Below are 13,276 nucleotides of genomic sequence, written 5' to 3' on the forward strand. Positions count from 1 at the left end.
TGAAAACATTACACGCTTTATGTTTTAGTCTGGCGCGTCACCGACCACCCACGGGAACGCCTTCGCCCGGCTGCGCGCGCCGGAGCGCGCTCGCGACCGATCGGGCTCGCCGAGCGTCGTCGTGATCTCCTCACCGAGGCGGACGAGGGTGCCGAAGGCGTCGGGAGTGAGCCAGTCGGGGCGGAAGGCGAAGACGAGGTCCTCCAGGGCGGTGTTGCCGGAGGCGCCCGGCGCGAACGGGCATCCGCCGACGCCGCCGAGCGCTCCGTCGACGACGGTCGCGCCGCCATCCGCGGCCGCGGCGGCGTTCGCGACGCCGAGGCCCCACGTGTCGTGCCCGTGGAAGACGACGCCGAGACCGGGGCGGGCGGACGCGGCCAGCGCGACGCGCGTGCGCACCTCTGACGGATGGGCCTGCCCGAGCGTGTCGCAGACGACGACGTCGACAGCGCCGTCGGTGCGCGGGTCGTCGAGGATGCGCGCGAAGCGCTCGAGGGGGACCTCGCCCTCGAAGGGGCACGTGAACGACGTCGCGATGCAGAGCTGCACGCTCCCGCCGACCTCCGCGGCGGCCGCGATCGCATCGGGCATCGCCGCGAGCGAGGTCTCGGTGTCGCGGCCGATGTTCGCCTGATTGTGGCTGTCGGAGGCCGAGAAGCAGTACTGGAATCGCCGGACACCCGCCGCGGCGGCGCGCTCGACGTGTCGCGGGGTCGCCACCCAGACCCAGACGCGGTCGCGCTCCTCGGGCGTCAGGGCGGCGACGACGTCGAGGGTGTCGGCGAGCGCGGGCACGAGGTCGGGGCGCGCCATCGAGCCCACCTCGATGTGCTCGACGCCCAGGGCGAAGAGCTCGCGGACGAGCTGCACCTTCCGCTCGGTCGGCAGCGGCCTGCCGACGAGCTGGAGGCCGTCGCGCAGCGTGACGTCGCGGTACTGCAGGGTCATCGGAGGTCCTCCTCGTAGGCGTCGATCCGCGCGTCGTCCCAGCCGAGCTCGCGCAGCACGTCGCGCGTGTGCTCGCCGAGATCGGGCCCGACGTGCGCGATGGGAAGCGATCGCCCGCCGAACACGGGCACGATGCCGGGGAATCCGACGCCCTCGCGGACGCCCTCCCCGTCGTCGACGTCGAAGCGCTGGATCATGTCGCGCGCCGCGTACTGCTCATCGGCGCAGACATCCTCCGCCGTGTAGATCGGGCCGGATGGCACGCCCGCGGCGTCGAGCACGGCGAGCGCCTCCTGGCTCGTGAGCGTGGCCGCCCACGCCCCGATCGCGTCGTCGAGGCGATCGCGCGCGGCCCACCGGCCCTCGTTCGACTGCAGATCGGGCGCGGATGCGAGGTCGGCTCGGCCGATCGCCGTCATGTACCGCTGGTAGATGGCATCTCCGTTGCCCGCGACGACGATGCTCTTGCCGTCTGCGCACAGGTACGCGTTCGACGGGGCGATGCCCTCCATCCGCCCTCCCGTGCGCTCGCGCCGGACACCGTACGCCTCCCAGTCGGGGACGAGGGACTCGGTCACCGACAGCATCGCCTCGTTGAGCGCGACGTCGATCACGCGATCGCCGAACGGCGTCTCGCGCAGCCGGCCCGCGTCTCGCAGACGCGCGAAGAGCGACATCGCGATGCCGAACGCCGCGTAGATGCCCGCGATCGTATCGCCGATCGAGACCCCCGTGCGGCTCGGCGGTCGCCCGGGCTCGCCGACGAGCTCGCGGAAGCCGCCGTACGCCTCGGCGACGGCGGCGAAGCCGGGCCGGTGCGACAGGGGGCCGCTCTGGCCGAACGCGGAGATCCGCGCGACGATCAGGTCGGGGTTCGCCTCCTCGAGCGCGGCGGCGTCGAGGCCCCACTTCTCGAGGGTGCCGGGGCGGAAGTTCTCGAGGAGCACGTCGGATGTGCGGATGAGGTCGAGCACGATCGCGCGGCCCTCGTCGCTGCGCAGATCGACCACGACCGACCTCTTCCCGCGGTTGATCGTGCGGTAGAGCATCGAGGTCTCGCCGCGGTGCAGACGCCAGCGGCGCAGCTCGTCGCCCGTGCGCGGTCGTTCGACCTTGATCACGTCGGCGCCGAAGTCGGCGAGCAGGCGCCCTGCCGTCGGCGCCGCGATGTAGTTGCCGAGCTCGAGGACGCGGACGCCGTCGAGGGGACGGAAGTCAGACATCAGAGGAACACCGCCAGGACGAGGGTCATCGCGAGCGCGATGACGGAGGCGAGGGAGACGCCCACGGTCACGGTCTTGAGCGCGCCGCGCACGGACTGCCCGAGGAACGACTGCAGCAGCCAGAACGTGTTCGAGGTGACGTGCACGCAGAAGAGCGCTCCGGCGCCGGCCGCGAGGGCGATGAGCAGCGGGTCGAGCCCGAGACTCGTCGCGACCGGCGCGATGACGCCCGCCGCGGTGATCGCCGACAGGGTGACGGAGCCGACCGCGATGTGGAGCACGGCGGCCATCACCCAGACGACGAGCAGGGGAGCGAACGTCGTCGCCTGGAAGTATCCCTGCAGGATGGCGCCGAGGTCGCCCTCGGAGATGACGGCGGCGAGCGACCCGCCGACGCCCGTGAGCACGAAGATCTGCCCGCCGTCCTGGAAGCCCTTCACGAGCGACTTCTCGATGCGCTGCGTGCCGACTGCGCGGCGCCCGATCATGCCGGTCGCGATGACGGCGAACAGCAGGGCGATGACCGGATTGCCGATGAACTGCATCGCCGGCACCTCGATCGCCAGGACCGTCAGCACCGCCTGCGCGGCGATGAGCAGGAGGGCCGTGAGCATCGGGGCGAACAGGAGCAGGAGCGGCTGCTCGCGCTCGGTGCGCTCGGCGACGGCCGTGTATCCGTGCGGCACGCCGCCGAGCGCGGTGCGCACCGTGCCCGTCCGCGTGCGATCGATCCGGGGCGACGAAGCGGATGGCGCGGTGCCGGCCGAGCCATCCGCCGCGTCCTCATCGGTCGGCTCCTCGACGATCGCCTTCTCGTCCTTCTCGGGGTTCCAGAAGCCGAGGCGGAAGGCGATCGTCATGAGCATGATCGTGAGGATCACGGTCGGCACGACCACGACGAGGCCCCCGATGAGCATGACGCCGAGCGGCACGCCGAGGAGGCCCGCGAGCGCGACCGCCGCGAAGCCCGGCACCATGAGCACGATGCCCGTCTCGAGGCTCACCGCGAAGACGACGCCCATGATGCCGGTGCCGTTGCGACCCAGGCGCGGGGCGATCCGGCGCGCGAGGGGTGCGGCGATGACGATCATGACGTCGACGAAGATCGTCTGCAGGTAGGTCGCGAACGACAGGCCCAGCGCGTAGGGCACGCCGCGCTTGCCGAACATCCGCAGGAGGCCGTCGACGAGCCGTGTGATCGCGCCCATCTCGTTGAGCATCGCTCCGATGAGCACGCCCCACGCGATGAGCAGGCCGGCTTCCATCATGACGTCGCCGAAGCCGCGGGTCATGGTCGTCACGGTGTCGACCGGCCCGAGGCCCGTGAGCAGGCCGATCGCGGCCGCACCGACCGCGAGCGCGATCACGGGGTTGATGCGGAACCGCACGATCGCGAAGACCACCCCGACGATGACGAGTCCGACGACTCCCAGCGTGTACCACTCGTTCACAAACGGCCTCTCCCTTGAAGCGTCATCCTGCTCCTGCTCTGATCCCACACTGTAGGAGCAGTCTCACGATGTGGGCAAACTGGCGTCCGGTCCCTAGGATCGCCTCATGGCCGAACAGCCGCTCCTCGTCCTCGCGAAGATCACCGCCATCCTCGACGCGTTCACGCTCAGCGAGCCGCTGCGGACGGCGAGCGAGATCCGCGCCTCGACAGGCCTGCCCGCGTCGACCGCGCACCGGCTGCTGGCGAACCTCGTCGACCACGGGTTCCTCGAGCGCGAGGGCGAGCGGTACCGGATCGGCGTGCGGATGGCGTACTGGGCCGGCCCCGCGACCCGCGCGCGCGACTTCACGGAGCTCCTGACGCCGCAGCTGCAGGCGCTGCGCGACGAGACGGGGGAGACGGCGTGCTTCTTCCGCGTCGAGCAGGGCGCGCGAGTGTGCGTGGGCGTTGCGGAGACGCGCCACGGTCTCAAGCGCGAGATGTACGTCGGGCGCATCCAGCCGCTGCACGTCGGCAGCTCGGGCCGCGTGCTCCTCGCGTGGACCGACGGTCTGCTCGACGAGGTCGCGTCGGGCGAGCTGCCCGCGCTGACCGAGGCGACCATCACCGACCCCGACGTGCTGCGCGCGGCGGTCGCGCAGACGCGCGCAGCGGGTTACGCGATCACCGTGGGCGAGCGCATGGAAGCGGCCTCGGGGCTCGCGGCTCCCGTCTTCGACCAGCACGCGGCGCTCGTCGGCGCGCTCACGGTGATGGGGCCCACCCTCCGGATGCCCGTCGAGGTCTGCGAGCAGCTCGTCGACGCGGTCGTCACCGCGGCCGATGCGCTCACGGCCGCGTTCGGCGGGCGCAAGCCCAGCGCGGCCTGAGCGCTCCCCTCTGTCGGATCAGGCCCATCCGCCTCAGTCGAGCGAGGGGTCCCGGCCCGTCCGGAGGCCCGACTCGAGTGCCGCGATCGCCGCGAGATCATCCGCGTCGAGCTCGAACCCGAGGACGTCGATGTTCGCGCGGATCCGCGCAGGGGTGACGGACTTCGGGATGACGACGTTGCCGAGCTGCAGGTGCCACCGGATGACGACCTGCGCCGGGGCGACGCCGTGCTTCTCGGCGATGCGGGCGAGGGCGGGGTCGTCGAGGAGCCGCCCGCGTGCGAGCGGCGACCACGCCTCGGTCACGATGCCGTGCGCGGCGTGATACGCACGCAGCTCGGCCTGCGGCAGGAGAGGATGCAGCTCCACCTGGTTCACGACGGGGGCCACGTCGGTCTCCGCGCGGAGGCGATCGAGGTGCGCGATCGCGAAGTTGGAGACGCCGATCGAGCGGGCCCGCCCCTCCTCGCGGATCCGCTCGAGGGCGCGGTAGGTCTCGACGTAGCGGTCGCGCGAGGGGATCGGCCAGTGGATGAGGTACAGGTCGACGGTGTCGAGGCCGAGGCGATCGAGACTCGCGTCGAACGCGCGCAGGGTCTCGTCGAAGCCGTGGTCGTCGTTCCACACCTTCGTCGTGACGAAGACCTCGTCGCGAGGGATGCCGCTCGTGCGGATCCCCTCGCCGACGCCGCGCTCGTTCTCGTACAGGGCGGCGGTGTCGATGTGTCGGTACCCCGCCTCGATCGCGACCCGCACGCATTCGGCGGCATCGGCATCCGGGATCTTGTACACGCCGAGACCGAGCTGAGGGATCGAGCGTCCGTCGGAGAGGGGGATGAGCGCATGCGACGTCATGCCTCCACTCTGCCGCAGGCCGCGCGCAGGATGTCGGCGCGCCGCGTGCAAGATCCGCGGGCGTCGCGACAGAGACATGGTGTGATGAGCGTGCGCACCGCAGCGGAGGATCCGCCGGCCGAGGGAGGCACGATGCCCGACGACCTCGCCTGGTTCACGGCGGTCGTGCGCGCCCATGCGACCGCGCTGGTGAAGTACTTCGCCCGGCGCGGGCCCCGGCAGGATGCCGAGGACCTCGCGTCGGACGTCTTCGCGGTCGCATGGCGGCGACGTGCCGACGTGCCGCGAGGGGCGGAGCTTCCATGGCTCTATCGCACCGCCGAGCTGACCCTCGCGAATGCGCGTCGGAAGCACGTCGACCTCCCCGTTGAGACCCTGCCCGAGTCGGGAGCGTCTCGCGTCGCCGACGATCCCGAGCTGCACGCGCTGTTCGACGCCGAGCTGCGCGGTGCGCTCGCCGCGGTGGGGGAGCGCGACCGGCGGATCCTCCTGCTGCACGCGTGGGAGGGGCTCGACGGCGAGGAGCTCGCGGCGGTGCTCGACATCTCGCGCTCGGGCGCGGACGCCGCGCTCTCGCGGGCCCGAGCGCGGCTGCGCGCCGCGTGGGGCGAGCGCCTCCGGTTCTGATCCCGCCGCAAGATCCGGCCTTCCCGCCACATAGGCAGGGAGAGCGAGCTTTCCAGGAGGACGCCATGAACGCGCATGACCAGGACCCGGTCGACCGCCTCCGCGCGGCGGACCCGGCAGCGGACGTCGAGCCCAGGGAGGGCTTCGCCGACGCGGTGATCGCGGCGGCGACCGCGGACGGCACGGCACCGGTCGATCTGGACGCCGAGCGCGCTCGCCGCGGACCGAGGCGGATGGCCATGCTCGCGATCGCGGCCTCGGTCGCGCTCGCGCTCGTCGTCGGAGGCGTCGCGGGCTACGGCCTCGCGGCGGGCCAGTCCACCGCCGGATCGGGCACCGGTTCTTCGGACGCCGGGGTCTCGGATGGCGACGGTGCGGCACCGCCGATCTCGCTGCCCGGAGAGGGCGGCCCCGCGCAGGGAGGCGCGCTCGCCGATCGGGGCGCGGCGGAGTCCGGTTCGCAGGATCTCTCCGCACAGTCGTCGGACACGAGCTATCCGTACGGGTACTCGTCGCGGAGCTCGTTCCGGTCGTCGATGCTGCTCTCGTCGAGCGGCGGCCGGGCGGCTGCGTATGCCTACGACGGTGCCGCGTCGTCGACGGCGGAGAAGGTGGGCGCCTTCGCCGCGGCTCTCGGCGTCGAGGGCGCGCCGGAGATCCGCGACGGGATGTGGGTGGTCGGCCCGCAGGACGGCAGCGCGCCGTCGTTCAGCGCGAGTCTCGACGGCACTCTCGGCTTCTGGTTCTGGAGCGGCGGGGATCCATGGGCGTGCGGCGAGGCCTGCGTCGCCCCGGAGGAGGGCCCCGCCATCGCCGCCGCGCGCGACCTGATGACGCGGCTCGGAGAGGACCCGGCCGCGTACGAGTACACGTCGGCGACCTGGGAGGGGTCCGCGACCCGGTCGGTCGCGATCTGGACCGTCATCGATGGCCAGCGCATCGATAGCGCCCTGCACCTCGACTACGCCGCCGAGGGGATCGTCAGCGGATACGGCGCCCTCGCCGACATCGTGCCGTTCGGGGAGTACGAGGTCGTGAGCGAGCAGGAGGCGTTCGAGCGCCTGTCCGATCCGCGCTTCGGCGCTCAGCTGACGACCCTTCCCGAGGCGCTGCGTGAGGGCGTGGCGGGTGAGGAGTGGACGCCGCCGACCGCGGCGCCGTCCCTGCCGGAGCCGGGCGCGTCGGTCTCGTGGAGCGTCAACGACGTCGAGATCGTGTCGGCACGCCTCGGGCTCGCGAGCCACTGGCAGGCCGATGGGTCTGTGCTGCTCGTGCCGACGTACGAGTTCACCGACTCCGCAGGCGGAACGTGGAGCGTCGTCGCCGTCGCCGAGTCCGCACTTGACTTCTCCGCGGCGGAGGGCAGCCATTACGGCTGGATCGAGTGACGCCTGCTCAGCCGCGCCACGTGATGACGGCGAGGCCGCTCTTCGTGTCCGCGAGCGCGACCCATCCGTCGCCGAACGCGTACGTCATGCCGTACCCCTGCTCATCCGCCCATTCCGCCGAGGGCATGCTCTCGGTGAGGTAGACGACGCCGTCGGCCTCCTCGCGCTTCCAGCCCTGGTCGGCGAGGTACCCCTGCAGCTCGGCCGAGACATCCGCCTCGACGGGAGCCCATCCGTACATCTGGACGACGTCGGTCGCTCCGGCCTCGAAGTCGCCCCACGTGCAGCTGACGCCGCCGGGCACCTCGGTGGGGCCGACGTAGAACGGATCGGTGCGGGCCGTCCATCCGAGTTCGGCGAACTGGTCGACGAGCGCGGGCGCGATGATCGTCTCGCAGGTCGGCGCGCCACCGCCCGCACTGGAGGCGCCGCCGTTCGCGGATGAGCCGCCGTCGGACGGCGTCTTGGGCGTGAGCGGCGAGGCGCAGCCGACCAGCATCGCGGCGGCGAGGAGGAGGGTCGCTCCCGCCGCGGCGAGGGAGCGCCGAGTGCGGGCCGCCCCGGTCGTCACGTCGTGGCCTGCGGCGGGGCGGCGAGGAGCTCGAGGAAGGCGTCGTGGAGGACGCCGTTGGTCGCGAGAGCCGAGCCCTCCGCGATCGTCGGCGCGCCGTCGAAGGAGGTCATGCGCCCTCCGGCCTCGGTGACGATCGCGGCGGCCGCGGCGAGGTCGTACTCCTTGACGTCGAACTCCGCGACGAACTCGAGACGGCCTTCGGCGAGGAGCATGTACGACCAGATGTCGCCGTACGCGCGGTCGCGCCACACACGGCGGCTCAGGGTGATGAGCTCCTCGAGGTGGCCCGCGTCGTCCCACTGCGCGATGCTCTGGAAGCTCACGCTCGCATCGTCGAGATCGGCGACGTCGGACACGCGGATGGGCCGCGGCTCGCCGCCGTCGACGCTCGTCCAGGCGCCGAGGCCCTCGGCCGCCCACCAGCGGCGGCGCATCGCGGGGGAGCTCACGACGCCGAGGCGCGGATAGCCCTCGATGTCGAGCGCGATCATCGTGCCCCACGCGGGGACGCCGCGGAGGAAGTTCGCCGTGCCGTCGATCGGGTCGATGATCCAGCGGCGAGGCGCGTCGTCGTCGCGGCCGTACTCCTCGCCGAAGATCCCGTCGTCCGGGCGCTCGGTCGCGAGGATGTCGCGGATGGCGCGCTCGGCGGCCAGGTCGGCGTCGGTCACGTGGCTGCGGTCGGCCTTGCGCGAGACCTCGAGGTCGGCGGAGTCGAAGCGCGGCAGCGTCTGGGCGTCGGCGGCGTCGGCGAGGCGGAGGGCGAGCGCGAGATCCTCGTCGAGGCCGGCGCGGGCGGGGGAGGCGGGAGTCGACGAGGGGGAGGTCACCCGCTCAGGATATCGGCGCCGTCGCGACCGGCCCTGAGGTTCAGAGCACGCGTGAGCGGTGCACAGGAGACGCACAGGCACGCCCGGGCGCACCTCGATTCGCGCGGGCCTGGCGAGCCTGGTAACGTAGTCTCTCGGTTCGCAGGGAAGGAATTCCCGGAGAACGGAACGCACCTCTAGCTCAATCGGCAGAGCAACTGACTCTTAATCAGTGGGTTCAGGGTTCAAGTCCCTGGGGGTGCACGGAACAGCCTCGGTCACTCTCGCCAGTGACCGGGGCTTTTTCGCGTCTGCGGGCCACCTTGACGTAGTGGGGCCGGCTGGTGCGGACTTTACGAGGCCGGGTGCCCGGAGGTGGCCGAAGGGGTCATGGCGTGTCCGTTCGTGTGGGCGCGGGTTCTCCCGCAGACCGGTCGACGACGCGCGCGCCATCCCGTTGTGCGGCCGCGCCGGAGGTCACGACGAGGATGATGCCGACGACCTGGAACGGTGTCGGATTCTGTCCGAGCAGGAGCAGTCCGATCAGGATGCCGAAGGCGGGCTCGATCGAGAGGAGTGTGCCGAACGCGGTGTGCGTCATCCTGCGCAGCGCGAGCATCTCCAAGCCGAAGGCGATCACGGGTGTGATCACAGCGATGCCCGCTGCGGTGGCGATCACACCCCAGGACGGAGTGCCGGAGACCACCTGAGGCAGCCCGAGGAGTGCGGTCGCGACAGCGGCGATCGGCAGGGTCATCGCGAGCCCGCTGATGCCGGCGAACCGGTCTCCGACTTTCTGTGTGAGCACGTTGTATAGGCCCCAGCAGGTTCCGGCAAGGAGCGCGAAACCGACTCCGACGAGGTCGATCTTCCCCGACCAGGGTTCGGTCATGAGCGCGACGCCTGAGAGTGCCAGTGCAGGCCAGATGAGGGCCCGTCGGTGACGGCTGGTGATGCCGGCTACGACGAGCGGACCCAGGAACTCGATCGCTACCGCCGTGCCCAGGGGGATGAGCTCTGCCGCCGCAAGGAAGAAGGTCGTCATGAATCCCGTCACGACGCCAAGCCCGATGAGGACCGGTACGTCGCGTCGGCGCACCGACCGCAGCGACGGTCGCGCGATCATCCACACGAGTGCCGCGCCGAAGCACATCCGCAACCACGCTGTCCCCGCGGACCCGACGTGCTCGATCACGCCCACGGACAGAGCGTTTGCCAGCTGCACCGCGAGCATCGCGGCAACCGCCATCGACCACGGCGGAAGGACCGTCCGGCGCGCGGTCACGAGCCTGCGCCCATGAGTCGATCAGTCGCAGTGTTGGTTCCCATAAGATGCAGGATAGTGCACCGGCCCGGCACGCCCCGCTCGGGACGCACCGGGCCTCAGCGCGGATCAGCGCACGAGCGACGTCTCGTTCGTCTCCGCCTCGAGCTTCTGCCGCCGGCGCGCGACGACCCGCCCGCGGATCGAGAACGCGAGCACGACGGCGAGCAGCGCGTAGAGCGCGATCGGGATCGGCCCGCCGACGAGCACCGAGAAGTCGCCGTTGGCGCTCATCGCGGCGTCGCGGAGGCTCGTCTCGGCCAGTGGGCCGAGCACCATGCCGATGATGAGCGGCGCCAGCGGATAGTCGACCGCCCGCATGATGAAGCCGACGATGCCGATGCCGAGCAGCATGAGCAGGTCGAACGTCGAGCCGCCGGTCGCGTACGTCCCGAGCGCGCAGAACACCGTGATGCCGGCGAACAGGTACGGCCGGGGGATGAGCAGCAGCTTGGCCCACAGCGTCGCGAACGGCAGGTTGAGGATCAGCAGGACGACCATCGCGATGAAGAAGCTCGCGAGCAGCGACCACACGAGGTCCGGCGCGCGCTCGAACAGCAGCGGGCCGGGCTGAAGCCCGTACTGGCGGAAGGCCGCGAGCATGATCGCGGCGGTCGCCGAGATCGGGAGGCCCAGGGCGAGCAGCGAGCCCATCGCCATGCCGGTCGTCGAGTTGCCCGCGGCTTCTGGGGCGGCGAGGCCGCGGATGGCGCCGCTCCCGAAGCGGGGGACGTCCCGACGGGCGTCGAGCCGCTTCTCGAGTCCGTACGCGAGGAAGGTCGGGATCTCCGACCCGCCCGCGGGCACGATCCCGAAGGGCACGCCGATCGCCGTGCCGCGCAGCCACGCGGGCGCCGCCTCGCGGAACTCGGTGCGCGAGAGCCAGGGCCGACCGGCCGGCTTGACCATCGAGCCCTCGCCCGACTGCCGCGAGAGGCACGCGACGTAGATCACCTCGCCGAGCGCGAGGACTGCCACGGTCACGGTGACGAGCGAGATGCCGTCGAAGAGGTACGGCGAATCCAGGGTGAAGCGCGGAGCACCGGACACGCTGTCGACCCCGATCACGGCGATCCCCAGCCCGAGGAAGAGCGACGCCATGCCGCGCAGCGGCGTGTCCGTCACGACGGATGAGGTCGCAGCGAACGCGAAGACCGCGAGCGCGAAGAACTCTGCCGGGCCGAAGCTGCTCGAGAAGTCGGCGAGGAGCGGCGCGAGGAAGACGACGAGCACCGAGGCGACGAATCCGCCGATGAAGGCGCCGATCGCCGCGGTCGCGAGCGCCTGCGCCGCCCGGCCGCTGAGCGCCATCCGGTGCCCCTCGAACGTCGAGGCGATGGCCGAGGCCTGACCGGGCGTGTTCATCAGGATGCCCATGGTCGAGTCTCCGAAGAGCCCGCCGAAGTAGACCCCGGCGAACATGATGAACGCGGCGGTCGGCTCGAGGGCGAAGGTGACCGGCAGCAGCAGCGCGACCGCCATCGACGAGCCGAGGCCGGGCAGCACGCCCACCGCGGTGCCGAGCAGGCATCCGACGAGGACCCAGATGAGGTTCTGCCAGGTCAGCGCCCCGGCGAATCCGTCGGCGAGAAGAGGAAGGACGTCCATCAGAGACCCCCTCCGAGAATGCCCGACGGCAGCGGGAGGCCGAGCAGCATGTCGAACGCGATGTAGATGACCGAGCTCAGGGTGAGCCCCACGAGCGCATTGAACAGCCAGCGCGACGACGCGAAGCCGCGCACGACGCCGACGAACAGGAGCGTCGCCGCGATGATCCAGCCGAGGACCTCGAGCAGGAGCGCGAAGGCGAGGAACGACCCCACGACCCACAGCAGCGAGCGCCAGCGCGGGCGGGAGAGGATGCCGCCTGCGCTGTCGGCTGCCGCGTCATCGGTCTGCGTCCGGCTGCTCTGCCACTGCCGGAAGCCCGAGAGCCCGAGCAGGACCGCCAGCAGGTAGAGGCCCGCCGAGATCAGTCCCGGGAAGAACTGCGGGCCGGGGAACGCCGCGCCCTCCGGGACCGACATCGTGAGGATGCCCACGAGCAGGTAGCTCGCGAAGGCCGCCAGGAGCACGGGCATCACGAGATGCGCCGCGAGCGTGGCGATCGACGGCGCCGTCGTGCGGGGCGCCCCCGGACCGCCCACGACCGCGGACAGGGCGGTGGGATTGTTCGAAGGCATCATTGCCCCATCTCCTCGTAGAGGTCGGCGATCCGAGCACGCTCGGATGCCAGGAAATCGGTCAGCTCGTCACCCGTGATCACGCGCTCCGTCCAGTGGTAGCGCTCGATCGCGTCCTGCCACTCCGGAGTGTCGAGCGTCTCGAGGACGAGGTCGGTGAGCTCCGTGCGCTCTGTCTCAGACAGCGCGGAGGGCGCGGCCACCATGCGCCAGTTCGTCAGCGCCACGTCGTAGCCCTGCTCCGCCGCCGTGGGGATCTCGATGCCCTCGACCGGCTGCTCGGCGATCAGTGCCAGCGCCCGCAGACGCCCGGACGCGATCTGGTCGATGTTGTCGGGGTAGCCGCCCGTGGCCGCCTGCGCGGTCCCGTTCAGGAGGGCCTGGATGGCCTCGCCGCCGCCATCCGAGGAGATGTACGTCGTCTCCACCGGATCGATGCCCGCCGCGAGAGCGAGATCGGTCACGACGAGCTGGTCGAACGAGCCGCCGCCGGTCCAGGGCAGCGCCCGCGGATCCTCCCGCCATGCGGAGACGAGATCGTCGAGGGTCTCGTACGGGGAGTCGGCGGGGACGACGACCACGTCGTATTCCTCCACCATCACGGCGACCGGCGTGACGTCGTCGAGCGTGGCGGCCGAATCGAACTGGATCGTCGCCGCGAGGAGGCCGGTTCCCCCGACGAGGAGGTTGTTCGGCTGCCCCGCGAGGACCGACACGTTGCCGAGCGCGATCGTGCCGCCCGCGCCCGGCATGTTCACGACCTGCACGTTGTTCACCAGGCCGTTCGCCCGCTGCGCCTGCTGCATCTCGCGCGCGACGCCATCCCATCCGCCGCCCGGAGCGGCGGGAGCGATGATCGTCATCGATGCATGGAGGTCCGTGCCGGCGGCTGCCGACGTCACGGATCCGTACACGGCGGTCGCGATCGCCGCCGTCGCGAGGGAGGCGCCGATCACGCGTGTGACCGTGCGGGCGACCGGCGAGCGCCCACGGGGAGGGGTGACGGAATCGTCTGTGCTCATC

13 protein-coding genes and 1 tRNA gene are annotated in these 13,276 nt (G+C 71.4%); 4 read left to right on the forward strand and 10 right to left on the reverse strand.

What is annotated here, in order from left to right:
• Positions 1-24: 24 nt before the first annotated feature.
• From M1D46_RS08765 to M1D46_RS08775, 3 genes are read right to left on the reverse strand one after another with little or no spacing between them, the layout of a single operon-like run.
• Positions 25-948: a hydroxymethylglutaryl-CoA lyase gene (locus tag M1D46_RS08765; RefSeq protein ID WP_456285319.1), complete on the reverse strand. Its 924-nt coding sequence runs from the start codon at positions 946-948 to the stop codon at positions 25-27.
• Positions 945-2,171, reverse strand: coding sequence for a CaiB/BaiF CoA transferase family protein (locus tag M1D46_RS08770; protein ID WP_456285320.1), 1,227 nt, complete (start codon positions 2,169-2,171; stop codon positions 945-947). The genes M1D46_RS08765 and M1D46_RS08770 overlap by 4 nt, the downstream gene beginning before the upstream one ends.
• Complete coding sequence (locus tag M1D46_RS08775; protein WP_456285321.1) at positions 2,171-3,622, reverse strand: GntP family permease; 1,452 nt, start codon at positions 3,620-3,622, stop codon at positions 2,171-2,173. Before M1D46_RS08775 ends, M1D46_RS08770 begins: the two co-directional genes overlap by 1 nt.
• Before the next feature lie 106 nt (positions 3,623-3,728).
• Here M1D46_RS08775 and M1D46_RS08780 point away from each other — a divergent pair, with 106 nt between their 5' ends.
• A complete protein-coding gene (locus tag M1D46_RS08780) occupies positions 3,729-4,493 on the forward strand; it encodes an IclR family transcriptional regulator (RefSeq protein WP_271173968.1) in 765 nt (254 codons plus the stop codon).
• 33 nt (positions 4,494-4,526) lie between these two features.
• Here the strand turns inward: M1D46_RS08780 and M1D46_RS08785 are convergent, their stop codons facing one another.
• Positions 4,527-5,348 carry an aldo/keto reductase gene (locus M1D46_RS08785; protein ID WP_324011702.1) on the reverse strand — a complete coding sequence of 274 codons (822 nt, stop codon included), beginning with the start codon at positions 5,346-5,348 and terminating at the stop codon, positions 4,527-4,529.
• 84 nt (positions 5,349-5,432) lie between these two features.
• Here M1D46_RS08785 and M1D46_RS08790 point away from each other — a divergent pair, with 84 nt between their 5' ends.
• Both M1D46_RS08790 and M1D46_RS08795 read left to right on the forward strand, forming a co-directional pair.
• Positions 5,433-5,975 carry an RNA polymerase sigma factor gene (locus M1D46_RS08790; protein ID WP_456285322.1) on the forward strand — a complete coding sequence of 181 codons (543 nt, stop codon included), beginning with the start codon at positions 5,433-5,435 and terminating at the stop codon, positions 5,973-5,975.
• Between the two features lie 65 nt (positions 5,976-6,040).
• Positions 6,041-7,363 (forward strand): hypothetical protein, encoded by a 1,323-nt coding sequence (locus M1D46_RS08795; RefSeq protein WP_456285323.1) that lies wholly within the window; start codon positions 6,041-6,043, stop codon positions 7,361-7,363.
• A 7-nt stretch (positions 7,364-7,370) separates the two neighbouring features.
• Here the strand turns inward: M1D46_RS08795 and M1D46_RS08800 are convergent, their stop codons facing one another.
• Complete coding sequence (locus M1D46_RS08800; RefSeq protein ID WP_456285324.1) at positions 7,371-7,934, reverse strand: hypothetical protein; 564 nt, start codon at positions 7,932-7,934, stop codon at positions 7,371-7,373.
• Positions 7,931-8,767 carry an inositol monophosphatase family protein gene (locus M1D46_RS08805; protein WP_324011695.1) on the reverse strand — a complete coding sequence of 279 codons (837 nt, stop codon included), beginning with the start codon at positions 8,765-8,767 and terminating at the stop codon, positions 7,931-7,933. The genes M1D46_RS08800 and M1D46_RS08805 overlap by 4 nt, the downstream gene beginning before the upstream one ends.
• A gap of 170 nt (positions 8,768-8,937) precedes the next feature.
• Here M1D46_RS08805 and M1D46_RS08810 point away from each other — a divergent pair.
• Positions 8,938-9,010 (forward strand) — tRNA-Lys (locus tag M1D46_RS08810).
• 124 nt (positions 9,011-9,134) lie between these two features.
• Here the strand turns inward: M1D46_RS08810 and M1D46_RS08815 are convergent.
• The 4 genes from M1D46_RS08815 to M1D46_RS08830 all read right to left on the reverse strand — a co-directional run bounded on the left by M1D46_RS08815 (position 9,135) and on the right by M1D46_RS08830 (position 13,275).
• On the reverse strand, positions 9,135-10,031 hold the full coding sequence (locus M1D46_RS08815) for an EamA family transporter (protein ID WP_456285325.1): 897 nt from the start codon (positions 10,029-10,031) through the stop codon (positions 9,135-9,137).
• A 108-nt stretch (positions 10,032-10,139) separates the two neighbouring features.
• Positions 10,140-11,678, reverse strand: coding sequence for a tripartite tricarboxylate transporter permease (locus M1D46_RS08820; protein WP_456285326.1), 1,539 nt, complete (start codon positions 11,676-11,678; stop codon positions 10,140-10,142).
• Positions 11,678-12,256 carry a tripartite tricarboxylate transporter TctB family protein gene (locus tag M1D46_RS08825; RefSeq protein WP_324011687.1) on the reverse strand — a complete coding sequence of 193 codons (579 nt, stop codon included), beginning with the start codon at positions 12,254-12,256 and terminating at the stop codon, positions 11,678-11,680. The genes M1D46_RS08820 and M1D46_RS08825 overlap by 1 nt, the downstream gene beginning before the upstream one ends.
• On the reverse strand, positions 12,253-13,275 hold the full coding sequence (locus M1D46_RS08830; RefSeq protein ID WP_456285327.1) for a tripartite tricarboxylate transporter substrate binding protein: 1,023 nt from the start codon (positions 13,273-13,275) through the stop codon (positions 12,253-12,255). The genes M1D46_RS08825 and M1D46_RS08830 overlap by 4 nt, the downstream gene beginning before the upstream one ends.
• Position 13,276: the final 1 nt, after the last annotated feature.

It is taken from the genome of Microbacterium sp. JZ70, from assembly GCF_053903225.1.

What these genes read in the sequence shown, in the direction of transcription:
- M1D46_RS08765 (WP_456285319.1), bottom strand. Translation starts at nt 948, where the DNA reads ATGACCCTGCAGTACCGCGACGTCACGCTGCGCGACGGCCTCCAGCTC.
- M1D46_RS08820 (WP_456285326.1), bottom strand. Translation starts at nt 11,678, where the DNA reads ATGGACGTCCTTCCTCTTCTCGCCGACGGATTCGCCGGGGCGCTGACC.
- M1D46_RS08785 (WP_324011702.1), bottom strand. Translation starts at nt 5,348, where the DNA reads ATGACGTCGCATGCGCTCATCCCCCTCTCCGACGGACGCTCGATCCCT.
- M1D46_RS08790 (WP_456285322.1), top strand. Translation starts at nt 5,433, where the DNA reads ATGAGCGTGCGCACCGCAGCGGAGGATCCGCCGGCCGAGGGAGGCACG.
- M1D46_RS08780 (WP_271173968.1), top strand. Translation starts at nt 3,729, where the DNA reads ATGGCCGAACAGCCGCTCCTCGTCCTCGCGAAGATCACCGCCATCCTC.
- M1D46_RS08830 (WP_456285327.1), bottom strand. Translation starts at nt 13,275, where the DNA reads ATGAGCACAGACGATTCCGTCACCCCTCCCCGTGGGCGCTCGCCGGTC.
- M1D46_RS08825 (WP_324011687.1), bottom strand. Translation starts at nt 12,256, where the DNA reads ATGATGCCTTCGAACAATCCCACCGCCCTGTCCGCGGTCGTGGGCGGT.
- M1D46_RS08770 (WP_456285320.1), bottom strand. Translation starts at nt 2,171, where the DNA reads ATGTCTGACTTCCGTCCCCTCGACGGCGTCCGCGTCCTCGAGCTCGGC.
- M1D46_RS08795 (WP_456285323.1), top strand. Translation starts at nt 6,041, where the DNA reads ATGAACGCGCATGACCAGGACCCGGTCGACCGCCTCCGCGCGGCGGAC.